This window comes from Lentzea sp. NPDC004789 (assembly GCF_053601075.1).
The window spans coordinates 682,545-703,875 of sequence record NZ_JBSGBE010000001.1 but is presented as its reverse complement, the minus strand read 5'-3'; the positions used below and the strand labels follow the sequence as shown (position 1 = coordinate 703,875).

The 21,331-nt window shown below is 68.5% G+C and carries 20 protein-coding genes; 18 read left to right on the top strand and 2 right to left on the bottom strand.

The window, feature by feature from the left end; translation table 11 throughout:
* The first annotated feature begins 5 nt into the window (after window positions 1-5).
* A complete protein-coding gene (locus tag ACWEIJ_RS03465) occupies window positions 6-626 on the top strand; it encodes a hypothetical protein (protein WP_449835567.1) in 621 nt (206 codons plus the stop codon).
* On the opposite strand, the gene ACWEIJ_RS03460 is transcribed toward ACWEIJ_RS03465, so the two are convergent.
* Window positions 611-1,444 (bottom strand): inositol monophosphatase family protein, encoded by an 834-nt coding sequence (locus ACWEIJ_RS03460; protein ID WP_449835566.1) that lies wholly within the window; start codon window positions 1,442-1,444, stop codon window positions 611-613. The genes ACWEIJ_RS03465 and ACWEIJ_RS03460 overlap by 16 nt on opposite strands.
* A 145-nt stretch (window positions 1,445-1,589) precedes the next feature.
* On the opposite strand from ACWEIJ_RS03460, the gene ACWEIJ_RS03455 reads away from it, so the two are divergent.
* The 3 genes from ACWEIJ_RS03455 to ACWEIJ_RS03445 are packed head-to-tail and all read left to right on the top strand — an operon-like array spanning window position 1,590 to window position 4,534.
* Window positions 1,590-2,663 (top strand): glycosyltransferase family 4 protein, encoded by a 1,074-nt coding sequence (locus tag ACWEIJ_RS03455; RefSeq protein WP_449835565.1) that lies wholly within the window; start codon window positions 1,590-1,592, stop codon window positions 2,661-2,663.
* Window positions 2,660-3,757: a glycosyltransferase gene (locus tag ACWEIJ_RS03450; protein WP_449835564.1), complete on the top strand. Its 1,098-nt coding sequence runs from the start codon at window positions 2,660-2,662 to the stop codon at window positions 3,755-3,757. Before ACWEIJ_RS03455 ends, ACWEIJ_RS03450 begins: the two co-directional genes overlap by 4 nt.
* Window positions 3,758-3,805: 48 nt before the next feature.
* Window positions 3,806-4,534, top strand: coding sequence for a demethylmenaquinone methyltransferase (locus ACWEIJ_RS03445; RefSeq protein ID WP_449835563.1), 729 nt, complete (start codon window positions 3,806-3,808; stop codon window positions 4,532-4,534).
* Between the two features lie 74 nt (window positions 4,535-4,608).
* Here ACWEIJ_RS03445 and ACWEIJ_RS03440 read toward each other — a convergent pair whose 3' ends face one another.
* Window positions 4,609-5,652: a hypothetical protein gene (locus ACWEIJ_RS03440; protein WP_449835562.1), complete on the bottom strand. Its 1,044-nt coding sequence runs from the start codon at window positions 5,650-5,652 to the stop codon at window positions 4,609-4,611.
* A gap of 140 nt (window positions 5,653-5,792) precedes the next feature.
* Between ACWEIJ_RS03440 and ACWEIJ_RS03435 the strand changes: the two genes are divergently transcribed.
* The 14 genes from ACWEIJ_RS03435 to ACWEIJ_RS03370 all read left to right on the top strand — a co-directional run bounded on the left by ACWEIJ_RS03435 (window position 5,793) and on the right by ACWEIJ_RS03370 (window position 21,330).
* On the top strand, window positions 5,793-7,058 hold the full coding sequence (locus tag ACWEIJ_RS03435; RefSeq protein ID WP_449835561.1) for a geranylgeranyl reductase family protein: 1,266 nt from the start codon (window positions 5,793-5,795) through the stop codon (window positions 7,056-7,058).
* Window positions 7,059-7,324: 266 nt separating this feature from the next.
* Window positions 7,325-7,690: an NADH-quinone oxidoreductase subunit A gene (locus tag ACWEIJ_RS03430; protein WP_045309716.1), complete on the top strand. Its 366-nt coding sequence runs from the start codon at window positions 7,325-7,327 to the stop codon at window positions 7,688-7,690.
* Between the two features lie 7 nt (window positions 7,691-7,697).
* Window positions 7,698-8,249 carry a NuoB/complex I 20 kDa subunit family protein gene (locus ACWEIJ_RS03425; protein ID WP_030473218.1) on the top strand — a complete coding sequence of 184 codons (552 nt, stop codon included), beginning with the start codon at window positions 7,698-7,700 and terminating at the stop codon, window positions 8,247-8,249.
* On the top strand, window positions 8,246-8,989 hold the full coding sequence (locus ACWEIJ_RS03420; protein ID WP_449835560.1) for an NADH-quinone oxidoreductase subunit C: 744 nt from the start codon (window positions 8,246-8,248) through the stop codon (window positions 8,987-8,989). Before ACWEIJ_RS03425 ends, ACWEIJ_RS03420 begins: the two co-directional genes overlap by 4 nt.
* On the top strand, window positions 8,986-10,386 hold the full coding sequence (locus ACWEIJ_RS03415; protein ID WP_449835559.1) for an NADH-quinone oxidoreductase subunit D: 1,401 nt from the start codon (window positions 8,986-8,988) through the stop codon (window positions 10,384-10,386). Before ACWEIJ_RS03420 ends, ACWEIJ_RS03415 begins: the two co-directional genes overlap by 4 nt.
* Entirely contained in the window at window positions 10,383-11,102 is a 720-nt protein-coding gene (nuoE, locus tag ACWEIJ_RS03410) for an NADH-quinone oxidoreductase subunit NuoE (protein WP_449835558.1), read from the top strand. The genes ACWEIJ_RS03415 and nuoE overlap by 4 nt, the downstream gene beginning before the upstream one ends.
* A gap of 12 nt (window positions 11,103-11,114) precedes the next feature.
* On the top strand, window positions 11,115-12,395 hold the full coding sequence (gene nuoF, locus ACWEIJ_RS03405) for an NADH-quinone oxidoreductase subunit NuoF (RefSeq protein WP_449835557.1): 1,281 nt from the start codon (window positions 11,115-11,117) through the stop codon (window positions 12,393-12,395).
* The gene (locus ACWEIJ_RS03400) at window positions 12,392-14,839 is read left to right on the top strand and encodes an NADH-quinone oxidoreductase subunit G (RefSeq protein ID WP_449835556.1); all 2,448 of its coding nucleotides are present in this window, start codon (window positions 12,392-12,394) and stop codon (window positions 14,837-14,839) included. The genes nuoF and ACWEIJ_RS03400 overlap by 4 nt, the downstream gene beginning before the upstream one ends.
* A 20-nt stretch (window positions 14,840-14,859) precedes the next feature.
* Window positions 14,860-16,155, top strand: a complete 1,296-nt coding sequence (nuoH, locus tag ACWEIJ_RS03395; RefSeq protein ID WP_449835741.1) for an NADH-quinone oxidoreductase subunit NuoH — start codon at window positions 14,860-14,862, stop codon at window positions 16,153-16,155.
* A gap of 2 nt (window positions 16,156-16,157) precedes the next feature.
* On the top strand, window positions 16,158-16,673 hold the full coding sequence (nuoI, locus tag ACWEIJ_RS03390) for an NADH-quinone oxidoreductase subunit NuoI (protein ID WP_449835555.1): 516 nt from the start codon (window positions 16,158-16,160) through the stop codon (window positions 16,671-16,673).
* A complete protein-coding gene (locus ACWEIJ_RS03385) occupies window positions 16,670-17,521 on the top strand; it encodes an NADH-quinone oxidoreductase subunit J (RefSeq protein ID WP_449835554.1) in 852 nt (283 codons plus the stop codon). Before nuoI ends, ACWEIJ_RS03385 begins: the two co-directional genes overlap by 4 nt.
* On the top strand, window positions 17,518-17,817 hold the full coding sequence (nuoK, locus tag ACWEIJ_RS03380) for an NADH-quinone oxidoreductase subunit NuoK (RefSeq protein ID WP_030473209.1): 300 nt from the start codon (window positions 17,518-17,520) through the stop codon (window positions 17,815-17,817). The genes ACWEIJ_RS03385 and nuoK overlap by 4 nt, the downstream gene beginning before the upstream one ends.
* Before the next feature lie 10 nt (window positions 17,818-17,827).
* The gene (gene nuoL / locus ACWEIJ_RS03375) at window positions 17,828-19,765 is read left to right on the top strand and encodes an NADH-quinone oxidoreductase subunit L (protein WP_449835553.1); all 1,938 of its coding nucleotides are present in this window, start codon (window positions 17,828-17,830) and stop codon (window positions 19,763-19,765) included.
* Entirely contained in the window at window positions 19,762-21,330 is a 1,569-nt protein-coding gene (locus ACWEIJ_RS03370) for an NADH-quinone oxidoreductase subunit M (RefSeq protein WP_449835552.1), read from the top strand. Before nuoL ends, ACWEIJ_RS03370 begins: the two co-directional genes overlap by 4 nt.
* Window position 21,331: the final 1 nt, after the last annotated feature.

Sequence of the window (21,331 nt, the reverse complement as noted above, 5' to 3'; positions counted from 1 at the left end):
CAGTCATGGGTGTCGTCGCTCGTTCAGTGCTCTGGGGATCCGGGATCGGCTTCGTGCTGATGGGTGGCTTCATGACCATCGGCGCGACCGCCGCACCGGGCAACACCTACAACGACTCCGTACCCCTGACCGTCGTGGTGATCATCATCTCCGGTCTGCTGCTGGGCGGAATCCCCGGTTCGGTGATCGGCTTGATCGTCGGCCTCATTCGTCGCGCGATCAAGCGCTCCGGTCCGCCGGTGCCCGCGTTCCCAATGGTTCCGCAGCACCCCTACGACATGTGGTCTGAGCAGGTCGAACGGTGTGCGGAGTCGGCACGCCGGGTCAACGCGGCCGTGCAGACCGTGCCCGCGTCGGCGGCCAAGGACTGGCTGCAGCGGATCAGTGAGCAGCTGACCAAGGAGCTCGACGACGTCAGGGGCATCGCGCAGTTGGGCAGGGCGCTCGGCGCCGTCGACTCGCAGCACCCCGTCTACCAGCGGCTGCTCAAGGCCGCCCACGACTTCAAGCAGTTCGAGAACGAGGTCGGTCGGGTCGCGCTGCAGATGTTCGACCACCCCGAGCTGGACGAGGCCCGCACGCACCTCGAACTGCTCGAGAAGCAGCTGCCTCAGCTCTCGGCCTGAAGCGCGGACTGCCACCAACCCAGTACCTCGTCCGCCGCGTCGGGTGCGGCCACCAGAAGCCCGTCCGCGGGCAGTTGGGCGCCGGCGCCGCGTCTGTCCAGCACGACCGCACCGGATTCCACGGCCAGAGAGACCGCACCGGCGACATCCCACTCGTGGTAGCCGTGCAGCACGGCGGCGGCCACGTGACCAAGGGCCACCTGGGCGACCGCCAGGCACTTCGAACCGAGGACGCGCACGCCCGTGCCCGCGATGGCGGCGGTCGAGATGAACTCGCCCATGCCGGGCCACGGACCGGTCCGGGTCATCTCGGTGCACACGACCAGCGAGTCGCCCTGGCGTTCGGTCAGGCGGACCGGGGTGCCGTTCGCGCGCATGCCGCGGCCTCGGGCGGCGGCGTAGATCTGGGAGCGGTACGGGTCGGCGACCACGCCCACGACCGGGCCCCAGCGGTCCACCAGGGCGAGGCTGTAGGCGCACCACGGCATGCCCGCGGTGTAGTTGGCGGTCCCGTCGACCGGGTCGACCACCCAGCGGAACTCGGAACCGCCGGGCACGTCCGCGTCGGAGTTCTCGCAGAAGACCGGGATCGACGGGAACTCCGCGGTCAGGACGCGCCGGGTGTGGCGTTCGAGGGTGCGGTCGGTGTCGGTGACCCAGTCGAACGGCGACTCGTCGGAGTCGGGACGCACGCCGCGGCCGGCGGTGGCCATGATGACGTCCGAGGCGTCGTTCGCCAGGCGACCGGCCACTTCCAGCGCTATCGACACCAGTCCGGGGTCGACCGGGTGCGCGGGGCGGGACGACAAGACGGTCATGCTGGCCTAGTCTCACCGCGCCTGGTGACCGGCAACCGACGCGAAGATGACGAAACGACGATCACCTGGCCACGACGTGAGGTGTTCTGACCGCGTCAAATTGCGTGTCACGCGGACTTCACGCGCGCACTCCAGGGTGTCCCCTGTGCGCGTAGCGATCGTGACCGAGAGCTTCCTGCCCCAGGTGAACGGCGTGACCAACTCCGTTCTCCGCGTGCTGGAGCACCTGAGGCGGGGCGGCCACCAGGCGATGGTGGTCGCGCCGGGTGCCGGCGCCGACGAACACCACGGCACGCCCGTCGTCAGAGTCTCCGCCGTCGACGTGCCCATGGTGACCAGCCTGCCGATCGGGGTACCGAGCCCCAGAGTGCTGCACGAGCTGGCCGGCTTCCGGCCCGACGTCGTGCACCTGGCGTCGCCGTTCGTGCTGGGCGCGTACGGCCTCAGGGCCGCGCGCAAGATCGACGTGCCGACGGTCGCGGTCTACCAGACCGACGTCGCCGGGTTCGCCGGCAACTACGGCCTCGGGCTGACCAAACGGGCGGCCTGGCGGTGGACGAAGCGGCTGCACACGCTGGCCGACCGCACGCTGGCGCCGTCGAGCTCGGCCGTCGAGGCGTTGGAACGGCACGGGGTGCCGCGCGTGCACCGGTGGGGCCGCGGTGTCGACATCGACCTCTTCCACCCGCGCCACAAGCACAACGACGAGCTCACCGTGGGTTACGTCGGCCGCCTTGCGCCGGAGAAGCAGGTGCACCGGCTGCGCGAGCTGCACGACCTGCCAGGCGTGAAGCTGCGGATCGTCGGTGACGGTCCTGATCGCGAGCAGCTGGAACGGGACCTGCCGCGGGCCGAGTTCCTCGGGTTCCGCACCGGTGAGGCGCTCGCCGAGGCCTACGCGTCGTTGGACGTCTTCATCCACACTGGACCGCACGAGACGTTCTGCCAGGCCGTGCAGGAGGCGCTCGCGACCGGCCTGCCGGTGCTCGCGCCGAACGCCGGCGGCCCGCGCGACCTGGTCGCGCACGGCCGGACCGGGTACCTCTTCGAGGACGACATCGCGCAGTACCTGGAACTGCTGCGGGACCCGTTGCGGCGCAAGCGGTTCGGGCTCGCAGCCCGCAAGTCGGTGCTGACCCGCACCTGGTCCGCGGTCTGCGACGAGCTGATGGGCCACTACGCTGCGGTGATCGGACTCACTCACCAGGCGGCCGCTTGAGGATCGTCCAGCTGGCCAACTTCTACGGACCGAAGTCGGGCGGGCTCCGCACGGCACTGCACCACCTCGGCACCGGCTACGTGCAGGCAGGCCACGAGGTGGTGCTCGTCGTGCCCGGCGACCGCCGTGCCGACGAGGTCCTGCCGGGCGGCGTCCGGCGCGTCACCCTGCCCGCGGTGAAGATCCCGTACACCGGCGGGTACCGCGTGGTGGACCCGTGGCGGGTCAAGTCCTTGATGGAGCATTTGCGACCGGATCGGCTGGAGGTGTCGGACCGGCTGACGTTGCGCGGCATGGGCGCCTGGGCGAGCGAGCGCGACATCCCGAACGTCGTGATCTCCCACGAACGTCTCGACCGCCTGCTGCGGTTCGTGCTGCCTGCCGGCCCGGCCGAGCTCGGCGCGGACTGGGCCAACCGCCGCATGGCGGCGTCGTACGACACGGTGGTCTGCACGACGGCCTTCGCGCGCGAGGAGTTCGACCGCATCGGTGCCCGCAACGTCACCCAGGTGCCGCTCGGCGTCGACCTCACCACGTTCACCCCGCGCCGCCACTCGGCCGAACTGCGGCAGGACCTGTTGCAGGGCAAGGAGAACCTGCTCATCCACTGTGGACGGCTCTCGCCGGAGAAGCACGTGGAACGCTCCGTCGACACGCTGGCCGAGCTGCACGAGCAGGGCCACTCCGCGCGCCTGGTGATCGCCGGCGACGGCCCGCGCCGCTCGTTCCTGGAGAAGCGCGCGGCCGGCCTGCCGGTGACGTTCCTCGGCTTCGTGAAGTCGCGTCTGGACGTCGCCTCACTGCTGGCGTCGGCCGACCTGTCGCTCGCACCAGGCCCGCACGAGACGTTCGGACTGGCCGCCCTGGAGGCGCTGGCGAGCGGCACGCCGGTCGTCGTCAGCCGGAGCAGCGCCCTGAAGGAGATCGTCCAGCCGTCGTGCGGCGCGGCGGTCGACGACCACGCCGCGGCCTTCGCCACGGCCGCCCAGCGCCTGCTCGCTTCGGGCTCCCGCGAGGCCGCCAGGGCGAGGGCGGAGGAGTACCCCTGGCAGGCCGCCGTGGACGGCATGCTGACGGCGCTGAAGGTGCCCTGAAGACGGTCCCTGAAGATGATCTCAGCGTCGCTGACCTAGTCTCATGGCATGTCGCGAGCCGGTTTGGACAAGAACCCCCGCGAGGTCGCCGAGATGTTCGACGGCGTGGCCAAGGGCTACGACCGCACGAACTCGGTCATGACGCTGGGCTTCGACCGCCGCTGGCGGGAGTGGAGCAGGCGCGTCCTCGACGCCCGCCCCGGCGAGAAGGTCCTCGACCTCGCCGCGGGCACCGCCGTCTCCACCGTCGAGTACGCCGCGTCCGGCGCCTGGTGCGTGGCGGCCGACTTCTCCGTGGGCATGCTGGCCTCCGGCGCCCACCGCCGGGTCCCGAAGGTGGCCGCCGACGCGCTGCGCCTGCCGTTCCGGGACAACTCCTTCGACGCCGTGACGGTGTCCTTCGGCATCCGCAACTTCAACGACACGGTCGTGGCCCTGCGGGAGATGGCCCGCGTCACCAAGCCGGGTGGCCGGATGGTGATCTGCGAGGTCTCCACGCCGGTCTGGAAGCCGTTCCGCTTCGTCTACATGCGGTACCTGCTCAAGCTGCTGCCGTTCATCGCGAAGTTCGTGTCGTCGAACCCGGCCGCCTACTCCTACCTGGCCGAATCGATGGCCACCTGGCCCGACCAGCGCGCGCTCGGCGAGCTCATCGCCAAGGCCGGCTGGGAGGACGTGGCCTGGTTCAACCTGACCGGCGGCATGGTGGCCCTGCACCGCGCCACCAAGCCCGCCCAAAAGGCGGAAGGGGCCACCCCCTCCACCCCAACCACCTGACCCCGCCTCTGTGCCCATGCCGCACGCGGGGCCCCTTCGTACTCTTCTGGAGTACGAAAGCTCCCCGCGTGCCCTCAAATCGGACGCCACAGCGCTGCTGACACACAAGGCCGGGGGCGCTGAGCGGCAGCTCGGTAGGCACCGCGCAGCTCGTCGATGACTCCGGCCGGATCGCGCTTGAGTCGTGAGGGGATGGTGTGGACGGTCATCACGCCATTGGCCAAGAGAGCCGAATGCTGCGCCATCGTCCGTGCATAGTCCTCTGGCGCCAGGTGGAACTCCAGCGAATCGATCTGCCAGGCGAGTCCGACTTCATCCCACCAGCCGTCCACAACGGCAAGTTGCTCACCCGTCGACGACCTGATCATCACGTTCCACTGTGGTGTCGGCAATGAAGAACGGTGGATCAACGAGCGGGACCACGCTTCAGCAGCAGAGCGGACACCATCGCTGACCTCGTCCAACACGCGCCGCGGAAGGTGCGTTCCCGCTAGCCGAAGATCTTTGAGCTCCTCGGCGAGCGCCTCCGGTGAACACAGCTGCCGCTGGACCGCGTCCGCGATCAGCGCTCGTACCACGTCGAGACTCCCTTCCCTGCGAGCTGCGTCGATGAGTGCCCGTGCGACCGTGACCACCGGAAATCCGTCGATCACTGTTCCTGTCCAGGGTCGATTCGTTCGCTCGACGAGCATGGGGCCCTGGCTCGCGACGCGACGGCCGTGCGGAACGAGGACGTGAATGCGCGGGTCGGCGGGGAGTCGGCGGACCCCGTACCTGCGCGCCGCTTCGAAGCCGGTGAGAAAGGTCAGCGGTCCGGCTCTGAGCAGTGCGCCCCTGACGAGTTGTCGTCGGCTGGGCGCGCCTCCAGCGAGCAGGTAGACACCCAGGAACAGCCGAGTCCAGCCACCTCCAGGGCGGCATTTCTTCGCCAGTGTGTTCCCGCTGAAGCCCAGCTGGAGCAAGTGGCGGCGAGCAGCCACGCCGTCCTCGAAGACCTCAGCGAGCAGTCCGTAGTCGATCGATCGTTTGTTGTGCACTCGGCCAATCATCGGCACATCGCGTTCGCAATCAACCAGCGTTTGATCGACTTGTGGACAACTTGCGATCTTCAAGGGCACGCGGGGAGCTTTCGTACTCTCCTGCAGGACGGGAGGGCCCCGCGTGCCGTCCGGCAAGCGGGGGTGTGGCGGGCGGGGTGGGTCTCAGGAGGGGGCGGTTAGAGTCGGCGGGGAGTGACCGGTACACGTAGGGAGTCTGGATGAGCAGGCGCGGGATCAACGAGGACGCCGACGTCATCGTGGTGGGGGCGGGACCGGCGGGCTCGACCGCGGCGACCTACCTCGCCAGGGCGGGCCTCGACGTGCTGCTGCTGGAGAAGAGCTCCTTCCCGAGGGAGAAGGTCTGCGGCGACGGGCTCACGCCGCGCGGCGTCAAGCAGCTGATCGACCTGGGCATCGACACCCGCGAGGAGAACGGCTGGCTGCACAACAAGGGGCTGCGGGTCGTCGGCGGTGGCGTCACGCTGGAGCTCGACTGGCCCGAGCTGGCCACGTTCCCCAACTACGGCGTGGTGCGGCCGCGCATGGACTTCGACGAGATGCTCGCGAACACGGCCAAGGCCGCCGGTGCGCGCATGCACGAGAACACCACGGTCACCAAGGCCATCATCGAGAACGGCCGGGTCGTCGGCGTCGAGGCCAAGCAGGGACCGGAGAAGAACCCGGTCACCTACAAGGCACCCATCACCATCGCGTGCGACGGCGTGTCGGCGCGACTCGCGCTCTCCGCGGGGCTGCAGAAGGACGACAACAAGCCCATGGGCGTCGCGGTCCGCCGCTACTACGCGAGCCCGCGCACCAAGGACGACTACCTGGAGTCGCACCTGGAGCTGTGGGCGCCGGACGGCCAGCTGCTGCCCGGTTACGGCTGGATCTTCGGCATGGGCGACGGCAGCGTGAACGTCGGCCTCGGCATCCTCAGCACGAGCAAGGCCTACGGCACCACGGACTACCGGGCGCTCCTCAGGTCGTGGCTCGACGGCACGCCGGAGGAGTGGGGCTTCCGGGAGGAGAACGCGACCAGCCGCATCGGCGGGGCCGCGCTGCCGATGGGGCTCAACCGCAAGCCGCACTACAAGAGCGGGCTCGTGCTCGTCGGCGACGCCGGCGGCATGGTCAACCCGTTCAACGGCGAGGGCATCGGCTACGCCATGGAGTCGGCCAGGATCGCGTCCGAAAGCGTCGTCCAAGCGCTTGCGCGGACCGGCGTCAACCGTGAACGCGCGCTGCACGGTTACCCCGTTCGGATCGAACAGGCGCTCGGCAGTTACTACCGGCTCGGGAACGTCTTCTCGAAGCTCATCGGGAACCCGGCGGTCATGCGGACCGCAACGAAGTACGGAATGCCGCGAAAGCGTCTGATGAAACTCGTGCTCAAGCTACTTGCGGGCCTCTACGACCCCAAGGACGGCGACGCAATGGACCGCCTGATCGTGGCCGCTACGAAGCTAGCCCCAACGGCGTAAATTACTCCGAATAGGTGACGGCACCGGCTCAATACGAGCCGGTGCCGTTTCGTTTGTGTCCGGCAAGTTAAAGCCCCAGGTCAGACCCTGTGACCTAGGTCATTTACAGGCGGTTTACACTGGCGATCGACCTTGTGAATCAGTTCACAACAGTCTGCACAGGCTTGTGAACTGTTTCACAAGCGTTTGTTAGGTCCGCCTAACAAACGGGCAGGAGAAGTACACCCATAGGGTGCGCCTCGACCGCGAGGAAAGGACGACGGAGCGTGCTTGACCCTTACCTCCCCCTCGTATTGATGTTCGCGCTCGCCGGGGCGTTCGCGCTGTTCTCGGTGACCGCAGCGCCCTACATCGGACCCCGCCGCTACAACCGGGCCAAGCTCGACGCGTACGAGTGCGGCATCGAGCCGAGCCCGCAGCCGGTCGTGGGTGGTGGGCGCATGCCCGTCGCCTACTACCTGACGGCGATGCTCTTCATCTTGTTCGACATCGAAATGGTCTTCCTCTACCCGTTCGCCGTCGCTGCCGACAAGCTCGGGCTGTTCGGGCTGGTGGAGATCGTCCTGTTCGTCGCCACGCTCGGCTTCGCGTACGTCTACGTGTGGCGTCGCGGCGGCCTCGACTGGAACTGAGGAAGTCATGGGTCTCGAGGAGAAGCTCCCGAACGGCATCCTGCTGACCAGCGTCGAGAAGCTGGTCAACTGGACCCGCAAGTCCTCGCTGTGGCCTGCCACCTTCGGCCTGGCCTGCTGCGCCATCGAGATGATGACGACGGGTGGTCCGCGCTACGACCTCGCCCGCTTCGGCATGGAGGTCTTCCGCGCGTCACCGCGCCAGGCCGACCTGATGATCGTCGCGGGCCGTGTCACCAACAAGATGGCGCCGGTGCTGCGGCAGATCTACGACCAGATGCCCGAACCGCGCTGGGTGCTGGCGATGGGCGTGTGCGCCAGCAGCGGCGGCATGTTCAACAACTACGCGGTGGTGCAGGGCGTCGACCACGTCGTGCCCGTCGACATGTACCTGCCGGGCTGCCCGCCGCGGCCGGAGATGCTGATGGACGCGATCCTCAAGATCCACGCCAAGATCATGGACGAGCCGCTGAACGCCGTGCGCGCCAAGGCACTCGCCGACTCGGGCTACCGCACCGATCTCATCCCGTCGTCCGAGCGTTTTGCGAGGAAGAAGTGACCGAGCCAGGGGGAGAGCACTCCAGCGCCGACCGCGCGGGGGAGGGCCTCGAAAAGACCAACGGCGCCGAAGCGAAAGCGCCGATCTTCGCCGGCAAGGAGCGCAAGGGCCTCTTCGGCGTCACCGGCTCCGGTGACACGTCCGGCTTCGGTGGCCTGCGCCTGCCCGCCCACGTGGCCGCTCCGTCCGAGCGCCCGTTCGGCGGCTGGTTCGACGAGGTCGCCGACGAGCTGTTCGCCGCGATCAGCGACAAGGGCCTGCCCGCGGACACGGTGCAGCAGGTGACCGTCGACCGCGGTGAGATCACCTTCTACCTCAAGCCGGAGACGTTGCTGGAGGTCGCGCGCATCTGCCGCGACACGCCGTCGCTGCGCTTCGAGCTCTGCAGCTCGGTGTCCGGTGTGGACTACGGCGCCGACGTGCCGCAGCGCCTGCACTCGGTCACCCACCTCACGTCGATGACCTACCGCCGCCGCATCCGGCTGGAGGTCGCGGTCGACGTCGAGCACCCGCACGTGCCGAGCCTCGTCGAGGTCTACCCGACGGCGGACTGGCAGGAGCGCGAGACCTGGGACATGTTCGGGATCATCTACGACGGTCACCCCGGACTGACCCGAATCCTCATGCCGGACGACTGGGACGGTCACCCGCAGCGCAAGGACTACCCGCTGGGCGGCATCCCCGTCGAGTACAAGGGCGCGGAGATTCCTCCGCCGGACCAGAGGCGGTCGTACTCATGACCGAGCGGCTTTCCGACGTCACCACCGGGACCGACACCAGCGCGACCGGCAGCGACAGCACGGACGACGTCAACGCCCCGGAGATTCGCCCAGAAGAAGTGGCACAGTCCCGGAAAACCACCGAGGGCACCGTCTACACGGTGACCGGCGGCGACTGGGACGAGGTGCTCGCGGACGCCGTTCACGACGAGCGCATCGTCATGAACCTCGGCCCGCAGCACCCGTCGACGCACGGCGTGCTCCGCCTGGTGCTGGAGCTCGAGGGCGAGACCGTCACGCACGCCCGCAGCGTCATCGGCTACCTGCACACGGGTATCGAGAAGAACTGCGAGTACCGCACCTGGGTCCAGGGCGTCACGTTCATCACGCGCACCGACTACCTGGCGCCGCTGCACCACGAAGCGGCGTACTGCATGGGCGTCGAGAAGCTCCTCGGCATCACGGTCCCGGACAAGGCGCAGGCCATCCGCGTGCTGCTGATGGAGCTCAACCGGATCAGCTCGCACCTCGTCGCGCTCGCCACCGGCGGCATGGAGCTCGGCGCGCTGACCGGCATGACCTCCGGCTTCCGCGAGCGCGAGGAAGTGCTGCACCTGCTGGAGCACCTCACCGGCCTGCGCATGAACCACGCGTTCATCCGCCCCGGCGGTCTCGCGCAGGACCTGCCGACCGACGCGATCGAGAAGATCAACGCGTTCGTCAAGATCATGGAAAAGCGGCTGCCGGACTACGACAAGCTGCTCACCGGTCAGCCGATCTGGCGCAACCGCCTCGCGAACGTGGGCTACCTGCCCGTCGACGCGTGCCTCGCGCTCGGCATCACCGGCCCGATCCTGCGGTCCGCCGGTCTCGCCTGGGACCTGCGCAAGATCGACCCGTACAGCGGCTACGAGAACTACGAGTTCGACGTGCCGACCTCGAACACGGCGGACTGCTTCGCGCGGTACCTGCTGCGTCTTGAGGAGATGCACCAGTCACTGAAGATCATCAAGCAGGTCGTGAAGAGCCTGCCGACGGGTCCGGTGATGGTCGAGGACGCCAAGATCGCGTGGCCGGCTCAGCTCACGATCGGCAGCGACGGCATGGGCAACTCGCTGGAGCACGTCCGCAAGATCATGGGCCAGTCCATGGAGTCCCTGATCCACCACTTCAAGCTGGTGACCGAGGGCTTCAAGGTTCCGGCGGGCCAGGTGTACGTGCCGGTCGAGTCGCCGCGCGGCGAGCTGGGCTACCACCTCGTCTCCGACGGCGGCACGAGGCCGATGCGCGTGCACGTCCGCGAACCAAGCTTCGTGAACCTCCAGTCGATGCCCGCGATGTGCGAGGGCGGCATGGTCGCCGACGTGATCGCCGCCGTCGCCTCGATCGACCCGGTGATGGGTGGTTGCGACCGATGACTCAGGCTGCTGAGAACACCACTTTCGACCAGTCCACTGTGGACAGGGCGCAGGCGATCATCGCCCGCTACCCGCAGTCCCGCAGTGCGCTGCTGCCGATGCTGCACCTCGTGCAGTCGGTCGAGGGCCACGTGAGCCAGGACGGCATCCGGTTCTGCGCCGGTCAGCTCGACCTGACCGAGGCCGAGGTCAGCGCGGTCGCGACGTTCTACACGATGTACAAGCGCCGCCCGTGCGGTGAGCACCTCGTGAGCGTCTGCACGAACACGCTGTGCGCGGCACTGGGCGGCGACGAGATCTACTCGACGCTCAAGAGCCACCTCGGCGTGGGCCACGAGGAGACCGCGGGCGAGCCGGGCACGCCGGGCTCGATCACGCTGGAGCACGCCGAGTGCCTCGCCGCGTGCGACCTCGGTCCGGTTCTCCAGGTGAACTACGAGTTCTACGACAACCAGACGCCGGAGAAGGCGCTGGGCCTGGTGAAGGCGCTGCAGAACGGGGAGAGGCCGGCCCCGACCCGCGGTGCCCCGCTGACCGACTTCAAGCAGGCCGAGCTCCAGCTCGCCGGGTTCTTCGAGGGGCGCGACGCCGACCTCGACGGCCCGTCGGCGGCGCCGGAGACGTTGCGCGGAGCCAAGATCGCGCAGGAACGCGGCTGGGACGCACCGCAGGTGCCCGCCAGCGTCGAGTTCCCTGCCCTGCCGGAAAAGAAGTAGGGGGACACGAACGTGGTTGACCCGCTGACTCCCGTTCTCACCAAGCGCTGGACCGAGCCCAGGTCCTGGACGATGGAGACCTATGAGCGCACCGGTGGCTACACCGCCCTGCCCAAGGCGCTGAAGGCCCACCCGGACCAGCTCATCCAGCAGTGCAAGGACTCCGGGCTGCGCGGCCGCGGCGGCGCGGGCTTCCCAACCGGCATGAAGTGGGGCTTCATCCCGCAGGGCGACGGCAAGCCGCACTACCTCGTCATCAACGCCGACGAGGGCGAACCGGGCACCTGCAAGGACATCCCGCTGATGATGGCGGACCCGCACTCGCTGATCGAGGGCGTGATCATCACGTCGTACGCGATCCGCGCGAACTTCGCGGCGATCTACGTCCGCGGCGAGGTCCTGCACTGCATCCGCCGCCTCAACGCGGCCGTGCGCGAGGCGTACGCCAAGGGCTACCTGGGCAAGGACATCCTCGGCAGCGGGTTCGACCTCGACGTCGTGGTGCACGCCGGCGCCGGCGCGTACATCTGCGGTGAGGAGACTGCGCTGCTCGACTCGCTGGAGGGCCGTCGCGGCCAGCCGCGGCTCAAGCCGCCGTTCCCCGCGACCTCGGGCCTCTACGCGTCGCCGACCGTGGTGAACAACGTCGAGACGATCGCGTCCGTGCCGTTCATCGTGAACGGCGGCTCGGACTGGTTCCGCGAGATGGGCCGCGACCGCTCGCCGGGCCCGAAGATCTACTCGCTGTCCGGTCACGTCACGAACCCCGGCCAGTACGAGGCGCCGATGGGCACCACGCTGCGGCAGCTGCTGGACATGGCCGGTGGCATGAAGGACGGCATCCCGCTGAAGTTCTGGACGCCGGGTGGTTCGTCCACGCCGCTGTTCACCGCGGAGCACCTCGACGTGCCGCTGGACTTCGAGGGTGCCGCCGAGGCCGGGTCGATGCTCGGCACGACGGCGCTGCAGATCTTCAACGAGACCGTGTCCGTGCCGTGGGCCGTCATGAAGTGGACGGAGTTCTACAAGCACGAGTCGTGCGGCAAGTGCACCCCGTGCCGCGAGGGCACGTACTGGCTCGTGCAGATCCTGCAGCGGATGGTGGCGGGCAACGGCACGGCGAGCGACATCGACACGTTGCTCGACGTCTGCGACAACATCCTCGGCCGCTCGTTCTGCGCGCTCGGTGACGGGGCGGTCAGCCCGATCACCAGTGGCATCAAGTACTTCAAGGACGAGTTCCTCGCCCTGTGCGACCAGAACTCCAAGGTCCTGGCTGGAGCGAACGCATGACCATCGCCCCTGACAAGAACTCCACCGAGCTGGTGGTGCCCGAGGGTCACGTCAAGCTCGTCATCGACGGCGTGGAAGTGGTCGCGCCCAAGGGCGAGCTGCTGATCCGCACGGCCGAGCGCCTCGGCACGGTCATCCCGCGCTTCTGCGACCACCCGCTGCTGGAGCCCGCGGGCGCCTGCCGCCAGTGCCTCGTCGAGGTCGAGATGGGCGGCCGGCCGATGCCGAAGCCGCAGGCCTCCTGCACGATGACGGTCGCCGACGGCATGGTCGTGAAGACCCAGCTGACCTCGCCGGTCGCGGACAAGGCCCAGCAGGGTGTGATGGAGCTGCTGCTCATCAACCACCCGCTGGACTGCCCGATCTGCGACAAGGGCGGTGAGTGCCCGCTGCAGAACCAGGCGATCGCGCACGGCCGCAGCGACTCCCGCTTCCACGAGCACAAGCGGACGTTCCCGAAGCCGATCAACATCTCCACGCAGGTGCTGCTCGACCGCGAACGCTGCGTGCTCTGCCAGCGCTGCACCCGGTTCTCCGCGCAGATCGCCGGCGACCCGTTCATCGAGCTGCTGGAGCGCGGTGCGCAGCAGCAGATCGGTGTGGCGAAGGAGAAGCCGTTCCAGTCGTACTTCTCCGGCAACACCATCCAGATCTGCCCGGTCGGTGCTCTCACCAGTGCCGCCTACCGGTTCCGCGCCAGGCCGTTCGACCTCGTCTCGACGCCGAGCATCTGCGAGCACTGCTCGTCGGGCTGCGCCGAGCGCACCGACTGGCGGCGCGGCAAGGTGCAGCGCAAGCTCGCCGGCGACGACCCGCAGGTCAACGAGGAGTGGATCTGCGACAAGGGCCGGTTCGCCTTCCGCTACGCCACGGCCGACGACCGCATCACGCGGCCGTTGGTCCGTGACAAGGAATCCGGTGAGCTGCGCGAGTCCTCGTGGACCGAGGCGCTGCAGTTCGCCGCGGAGGGGCTGGCGGCAGCGCGGGACGCGAACGGCGTCGGTGTGCTGACCGGTGGCCGGCTGACCGTCGAGGACGCCTACGCGTACTCGAAGTTCGCCCGGATCGCGTTGCGCACCAACGACATCGACTTCCGCGCCCGGCCGCACAGCGCCGAGGAGCTGGAGTTCCTGTCCGGCACCGCGGTGTTCACGAACCCGGACAACGGCGTCACCTTCCAGGGCATCGAGTCCGCGCCGGCCGCACTGCTGGTCGCGTTCGAGCCGGAGGAGGAAGCGCCGATCGTCTTCCTGCGCCTGCGCAAGGCCGCGCGCAAGGGCACCACGAAGGTCTTCCACCTCGGCCAGTTCACCACCCCGGCCGTGGAGAAGACGTTCGGCACGCTGCTCGCCTGCGTGCCCGGTGCCGAGGCGAACGCGCTGAACGCGTTGCCGGAGCACGCTTCCGACGTCGTCGAGCTGCTGAGCAAGCCCGGTGCGGTGATCCTCGTCGGCGAGCGCGCCGCCGAGATCCCCGGCGCGTTCACCGCGGTCGCGAAGCTGGCCGAGCGCACCGGCGCCAAGGTCGCGTGGATTCCCCGCCGTGCCGGTGAGCGCGGTGCGCTCGCGGTCGGTGCGGTGCCGAACCTGCTGCCTGGGGGCCGGCACGTCGCGAACGCCGCGGCGCGCACCGAGGTCGAGCGCACGTGGGGTGTCGAGGAGGGCTCGCTGCCCGCGACGCCGGGCCGCGACACCAACGGAATCCTCATCGCGGCCGCCAGCGGTGGCCTGTCCGGCCTGGTGATCGGTGGCGTCGACCCGTTCGACCTGCCGGACCCCGCGCTCGCGGAACGGGCGCTGGGCATGGCCGGTTTCGTGGTGAGCCTGGAGCTGCGGCCGAGCGCGGTCACCGCGCACGCCGACGTCGTGCTCCCGATCGCCCCCGCGGTCGAGAAGTCCGGCAGCTACCTCAACTGGGAGGGCCGCCGCCGCGAGTTCGGCACCACGCTGGAGGGCACCGGCGCGCTGCCGGACTGCCGCGTGCTCGACACCCTCGCGGTGGAGATGGACGCGGACCTCTTCACGCAGACGCCCGCCGCCGCGGCCGCCGACCTGGCCCGCCTCGGTGAGGGCGCGCCGAGCGGTTCCTCGCTCAACGTCGCCGCTCCGCTGCAGTCCCCGGCCGGCCCGGGCAAGGCCGTGCTCGCCACGTGGCACCGCCTGATCGGCAACGGCTCGCTGCAGGTCGACGAACCGCACCTGGCCGGCACGGCCCGCCCGGTCGTGGCGAAGGTCGCGGAGGCCACCGCTCAGCAGTTCGGCCTGGAGACCGGCGGCTACGTGACGGTCTCCACCGACCGCGGCGCGATCACGCTCCCGGTCGAGACCGACGACCTGCCCGAGGGCGTCATCTGGCTGCCCACCAACTCGGGTGACGTGACCGTCCGGGCCACGCTCGGCGCGGGCCACGGCTCGATCGTCTCCGTCAGCGGAGGGAAGTCATGACGAAGAACTTCGCGGCGGAGATCGGCGACACCGCCAAGCTCCTGGCGGACGACCCGATCTGGCTGGTCCTGATCAAGGTCGTCGGGATCTTCGCCTTCCTCGTGGTCATGACCCTGTTCATGATCAACTGGGAGCGCAAGGTCGTCGCGCGCATGCAGCACCGTCCCGGCCCCAACCGCGTGGGCCCCAACGGCTGGCTGCAGTCGCTGGCGGACGGTCTGAAGCTCGCGTTCAAGGAGGACATCCGCCCGGTCCTCGCGGACAAGTGGGTGTTCTTCCTCGCGCCGGTGATCTCCTGCATCCCCGCGTTCCTCGCGTTCTCGGTGATCCCGCTCGCCGGCGAGGTCAACCTGTTCGGCCAGCAGACCGCGCTGCAGCTCGTCGACCTCCCGGTCGGCGTGCTGGTGGTGCTGGCCTGCTCGTCGCTCGGCGTCTACGGCATCGTGCTGTCCGGCTGGGCCTCCGGCTCGCCGTACCCGCTGCTGGGTGCGCTGCGCAGCGCCGCGCAGGTGATCTCCTACGAGATCGCGATGGGCCTGTCGATCGTCGCGGTGATCATGTTCACCGGCTCGATGTCGACCGGTGACATCGTCAACGCGCAGGCGAGCACGGTTCTCGGTGCGTTCCCCGGCTGGTTCGGCCTGCTGCTGTTCCCCAGCTTCGTGATCTACGTGGTGTCGATGGTCGGCGAGACCAACCGCGCGCCGTTCGACCTCCCCGAGGCCGAGTCGGAGCTGGTCGGTGGTTTCCACACCGAGTACAGCTCGCTGAAGTTCGCGCTGTTCTTCCTCGCCGAGTACGTCAACATGGTCACCGTCTCGGCGCTCGCGACCACGCTCTTCCTCGGCGGCTACCACGCCCCGTGGAGCGGCGAGTTCATGAACACCGGCTGGTGGGGCCTGCTCTGGTTCATCCTCAAGACGCTGGCGTTCCTCTTCCTCTTCATCTGGCTGCGCGGCACGCTTCCCCGCCTGCGCTACGACCAGTTCATGAAGCTCGGCTGGAAGGTGCTGGTCCCGACCAGCCTCGTGTGGATCATGGCCGTCGCGGTCATCCGCACCGGTGCGATCCAGCAGCTGTCCACCGCGCAGCGCCTCATCGCGCTGGGCGTGGTCGTCGGCCTCGTCCTGCTGGTCTCGTTCCTGCTGCCGGACAAGAAGGTCCAGGACAGCAAGGGCGTCCCGCTCGCGGGTTCCGGCTTCCCGGTGCCGCCGCTCGACCTCGCGGTCCCCAAGTCAGCGCCCAAGCGCAAGGTCAAGGTCGCCAACATCCCCAAGGACAAGGCAGCCGTCACCACCGGTAAGGAGGCTGAGTAGGGATGTTCGAGTCCCTCAAAGGCTTCGGCGTCACCTTCGGCACCATGTTCAAGAAGGTGGTGACGGAGGAGTACCCCGAGGTCAAGAAGGTGACCGCGCCGCGGTTCCACGGCCGTCACCAGCTGAACCGGCACCCGGACGGGCTGGAGAAGTGCGTCGGCTGCGAGCTGTGCGCGTGGGCCTGCCCGGCGGACGCGATCTTCGTCGAGGGTGGCGACAACACCGAGGACGAGCGCTACTCGCCCGGTGAGCGCTACGGCAAGGACTACCAGATCAACTACCTGCGGTGCATCGGCTGCGGCCTGTGCATCGAGGCGTGCCCGACCCGTTCGCTCACGATGACGAACGAGTACGAGCTCGCCGACGACAACCGCCAGGACCTCATCTTCACCAAGGAGGACCTGCTGGCGCCGCTGCTGCCCGGCATGGAGCAGCCGCCGCACCCGATGCGGTTGGGCGACAACGAGCAGGACTACTACGTGAACGGCCCGCAGCTCGCGAAGGAGGCCGGACAGTGAGCCTCCTCGTCAGCCTCCTGGCCCAGCAGCCCGAGCCCGTGCAGCAGGTGGTCGACAAGGTCACCACCGGCGAGGCCATCGCGTTCTGGGTGCTCGGCCCGCTCGCGCTGGCCGGCGCGCTCGGCATGCTCTTCGCGCGCAACGCGGTCCACTCCGCGCTGTGGCTCGTGGTGACGATGCTCAGCCTCGGTGTGCTGTACATGGTCCAGCAGGCGCCGTTCCTCGGCTTCGTGCAGATCATCGTCTACACCGGCGCGATCATGATGCTGTTCCTGTTCGTGCTCATGATGGTCGGCCGCGACAGTTCCGACTCCGTGGTCGAAGTCCTCCGCGGACAACGGCTCGCGGCCACGTTGCTCGGCATCGGGTTCGCCGTGCTGATCGTCGGTTCGGTGGCCCGCGCGCTCACCTCGGTCGACGCCATCGGTCTGCAGGAGGCGAACACCACCAACGGCGGCAACGTCGGCAACATCGGCCAGAAGCTCTTCACGGACTACCTGTTCCCGTTCGAGCTCACCTCGGCGCTGCTGATCACCGCGGCGCTCGGCGCGATGATCCTGGCGTTCGTCGGCCGCGACGGGAAGCCCGCGCGCAAGACGCAGAAGGAACTCGTCGAGGAGCGCTTCCAGTCCGGCACGCGGGTCGGGTCCATCCCCGGTCCCGGTGTCTTCGCCACCGCGAACTCGGTGGCCACCCCCGCACTGCTGCCCGACGGCAGCGTGTCGGAGGAGTCGCTGTTCGAGCTCATCGAGGCGACCGACAAGTCGACCCTGTCGGACGACGTCGCCGAGGTCGCGGGCACCGGGCACCAGCCGGACCCGCACGCGCTCAAGGGAAGTGAGTCGTGACTCCCACGTACTACCTGCTGCTGTCGGCACTGCTGTTCAGCATCGGCGCCGTCGGTGTGCTCGTGCGCCGCAACGCCATCGTGGTCTTCATGTGCGTCGAGCTCATGCTCAACGCGGTCAACCTGAGCCTCGTGACGTTCGCGCGGATCAACGGCTCGCTCGACGGTCAGGTGATGGCGTTCTTCGTGATGGTCGTCGCCGCGGCGGAGGTCGTCGTCGGCCTCGCGATCATCATGTCCATCTTCCGGACGCGTCGCTCGGCCTCGGTCGACGACTCGAACCTGCTGAAGTACTGAGGGGTCACCGGTGACGGAACCTGTTGTCGCCAGCGGGGTCGCGAGCTTCGCCTGGTTGCTGTTGGCGCTGCCCGCGTTCGGCGCGGCGGTGCTGCTGATCGGTGGGAAGCGCACCGACAAGTGGGGCCATCTGCTGGGCTGCGCCACGATCCTCGGCGCGTTCGCGTACGGCCTCGCGTTGTTCTTCTCCACGGTCGGCATCGAGAACCCGGAACAGCGCGTGCAGAACCTGCACCTGTTCGACTGGGTGCACATCAACGCGCTGACCGTCGACTTCGGACTGCGGCTCGACCCGCTGTCGCTCACGTTCGTGCTGCTGATCACCGGTGTGGGTTCACTGATCCACATCTACTCGATCGGCTACATGGCGCACGAGGAAGGCAGGCGGAAGTTCTTCGCCTACCTGAACCTCTTCGTCGCCGCGATGCTCCTGCTGGTGCTGGGCAACGGTTTCGTGACCCTGTACTTCGGCTGGGAGGGCGTCGGTCTCGCCTCGTACCTGCTGATCGGCTGGTACCAGTACAAGCCGGAAGCGGCGTCGGCGGCCAAGAAGGCCTTCCTGATGAACCGCGTCGGTGACCTCGGGCTCGCGATCGCGATCTTCCTGATGTTCAACCGGCTCGGGACCACGCAGTACACCGAGGTCTTCAGCCGGGTGAAGGAGTTCTCCAGCGCCGAGATCCTCGCGATCACGCTGCTGCTGCTCCTCGGCGCCTGCGGCAAGTCCGGTCAGTTCCCGCTCCAGGCCTGGTTGCCGGACGCGATGGCCGGCCCGACCCCGGTGTCCGCCCTGATCCACGCGGCGACGATGGTCACCGCGGGCGTGTACCTGATCGCCCGCTCGAACCCGATCTACGACCTGTCCGCGGACGGGCGTCTGGTCGTGATGATCATCGGTGGCGTCACGCTGCTGATCGGTTGCATCATCGGTTGCGCCTACGACGACTTCAAGAAGGTCCTGGCGTACTCGACGGTCTCGCAGATCGGTTACATGATCCTGGCGGTGGGCCTCGGCCCGGTCGGTTACGCGCTCGGCATCATGCACCTGCTGACGCACGGCTTCTTCAAGGCGGGGCTCTTCCTCGGTGCCGGTTCGGTCATGCACGGCATGAACGACGAGGGCAACATCCGCCGGATGGGCGGCCTGGCGAAGTACCTGCCGATCACGTTCGTCACCTGGACGCTCGGCTACCTCGCGCTGATCGGCATCCCGCCGTTCGCCGGCTACTTCTCCAAGGACGCCATCATCGCGGCGGCGTTCACCGGCGAGGGCTGGCGCGGGTACGTCTTCGGCGGGGTGGCGCTGCTCGGTGCCGCGCTGACCGCGTTCTACATGACCCGCCTGCTGATCCTCGTGTTCCTCGGCGAGGCGCGCTGGAAGGACCTGAAGTCCGAGGACGGTCGCGAGTACCACCCGCACGAGTCCCCGCTGACGATGACCATCCCGATGATCATCCTCGCGGTCGGCTCGGTCGGCGGTGGCTGGTTCCTCTCCTCCGGCGGGCGGCTGGCCGGTTGGCTGGAGCCCTCGCTGGGCGAGCTCAAGGAAGAGCACGGCGTGATCTCGCACGGCATGGTCGGAATCCTGACCGTCGTGCTCGCGGTGCTCGGCGCGGCCGTCGCGTTCCTGCTCTTCGGCCGCGGCAAGCAGCCGGTCGAGCGGCCGGAGCGGGTGTCGTTCCCGGTGCGCGCGGCCCGTGCGGACCTCTACGGCAACGCACTGAACGAGGCCCTCTTCGCGCGGCCGGGCACCTGGCTCACCCGCGCGCTGGTGTTCCTCGACCTGAAGGGCGTCGACGGGCTGGTGAACGGCACCGCGGCGCTGCTCGGCGGTAGCTCCGGCCGGTTGCGCAGGCTGCAGACCGGGTTCGTCCGCTCCTACGCACTGTCCATGCTGCTGGGCTCGATCTTCGTGCTCGGGGCGCTCCTGGTGGTGAGGTTCTCGTGACCTGGGTTCTGATCGCGCTGCTGGTCGTGCCGCTCGTCGGCGCGCTGGTGGTGTCGTTCCTGCGCAAGGACGACTCGAAGGCCAAGCTCGTCGCACTGGCGTTCTCGCTCGTCGAGCTCGTGCTCGCGGTGCTGCTGTGGACCGCGTACAAGCCGGGCGGCGACCGCATCCAGCTCGCCGCGAGCGTGGACTGGATCGCCGCGTTCGGCGTGCACCTGTCGTTCGGCATCGACGGCATCGCGCTGGTGATGATCGCGGTGATCGCGCTGCTGATCCCGCTGGTGATCGGGGCCGGCTGGACGGAGAAGCTGCCCGCCGGCCGTTCCCAGGGCGGGTACCTCGCGCTGATCCTGGTGCAGGAGGCCGTGACGGTCGCGGTGTTCGCCGCCACCGACGTCTTCCTGTTCTACGTGCTGTTCGAGGTCATGCTGATCCCGATGTACTTCCTGATCGGCGGCTACGGCGGCGCGCGCAGGCAGTACGCGGCGGTCAAGTTCTTCCTCTACTCGTTCCTCGGCGGCCTGATCATGCTGGCCTCCGCGATCGGCGCCTACGCGATGGCGTCGGACGAGCTGGGCAAGGGCACGTTCGACTGGGCGACGCTGGTGAAGGTGGTCAGCGACGCCGACGCGACGACGCAGACCTGGCTGTTCCTCGGCTTCTTCCTGGCGTTCGCGATCAAGGCGCCGCTCGTGCCGTTCCACACCTGGCTGCCCGACGCGGCCGCCGAGGCGCCCATCGGCGTCACGGTGATCGTCGTCGGCATCCTGGACAAGGTCGGCACGTTCGGCATGCTGCGCTACCTGCTGCCGATGTTCCCGACGGCGTCGAAGAACCTCGCGCCGCTGGTGCTCGTGCTCGCGGTCGCCGGTGTCCTTTACGGATCGTTGCTCGCCACGGGCCAGCGGGACATGAAGCGGTTCCTCGCCTACGTGTCGATCGCCCACTTCGGCTTCATCGCGCTCGGCATCTTCTCGTTCACGTCGCAGGCCGCCGTGGGCTCGGTGTCGTACATGCTCAACCACTCGATCTCGACCGGCATGCTGATCCTGGTGATCGGCATGGTGATCGCCCGCGGTGGTTCCTCGCAGATCTCCGACTACGGCGGCATGTCGAAGGTGGCGCCGCTGCTCGCCGGCATGCTGCTGATCTCCGGTCTGACCACGCTGTCGCTGCCGGGCACGAACTCGTTCGTCTCGGAGTTCCTGGTGCTGATCGGGTCGTTCCCGCGGCAGCCGGTCTACACGATCCTCGCGACGGTCGGCATGGTGCTCGCGGCGCTCTACGTGCTGTGGCTGTACCAGCGGATGATGACCGGCCCGCTGCGCGGTGACGCTCTCGTGGGCGCCGCCGCTGGTCCGGGCGCCGTCGGCGACCCGGAGCGCAAGACGGCCATCGGCGACCTCAGCAAGCGCGAGATCGCAGTGCTGGCGCCGCTCGTTGCCATCGTGCTGGCACTCGGGTTCTTCCCGCAGCCGGTGCTCGACGTCATCACCCCGACTGTCGGGGCGACGCTGACCGAGGTCGGCGTGACCGACCCGGTCTCCGTGCAGGAAGGCAAGTGAC

What these genes read in the sequence shown, in the direction of transcription:
- ACWEIJ_RS03400 (WP_449835556.1), top strand. Translation starts at nt 12,392, where the DNA reads ATGACCATCGCCCCTGACAAGAACTCCACCGAGCTGGTGGTGCCCGAG.
- ACWEIJ_RS03435 (WP_449835561.1), top strand. Translation starts at nt 5,793, where the DNA reads ATGAGCAGGCGCGGGATCAACGAGGACGCCGACGTCATCGTGGTGGGG.
- ACWEIJ_RS03445 (WP_449835563.1), top strand. Translation starts at nt 3,806, where the DNA reads ATGTCGCGAGCCGGTTTGGACAAGAACCCCCGCGAGGTCGCCGAGATG.
- ACWEIJ_RS03460 (WP_449835566.1), bottom strand. Translation starts at nt 1,444, where the DNA reads ATGACCGTCTTGTCGTCCCGCCCCGCGCACCCGGTCGACCCCGGACTG.
- ACWEIJ_RS03465 (WP_449835567.1), top strand. Translation starts at nt 6, where the DNA reads ATGGGTGTCGTCGCTCGTTCAGTGCTCTGGGGATCCGGGATCGGCTTC.
- ACWEIJ_RS03425 (WP_030473218.1), top strand. Translation starts at nt 7,698, where the DNA reads ATGGGTCTCGAGGAGAAGCTCCCGAACGGCATCCTGCTGACCAGCGTC.
- ACWEIJ_RS03415 (WP_449835559.1), top strand. Translation starts at nt 8,986, where the DNA reads ATGACCGAGCGGCTTTCCGACGTCACCACCGGGACCGACACCAGCGCG.
- nuoE (WP_449835558.1), top strand. Translation starts at nt 10,383, where the DNA reads ATGACTCAGGCTGCTGAGAACACCACTTTCGACCAGTCCACTGTGGAC.
- nuoI (WP_449835555.1), top strand. Translation starts at nt 16,158, where the DNA reads ATGTTCGAGTCCCTCAAAGGCTTCGGCGTCACCTTCGGCACCATGTTC.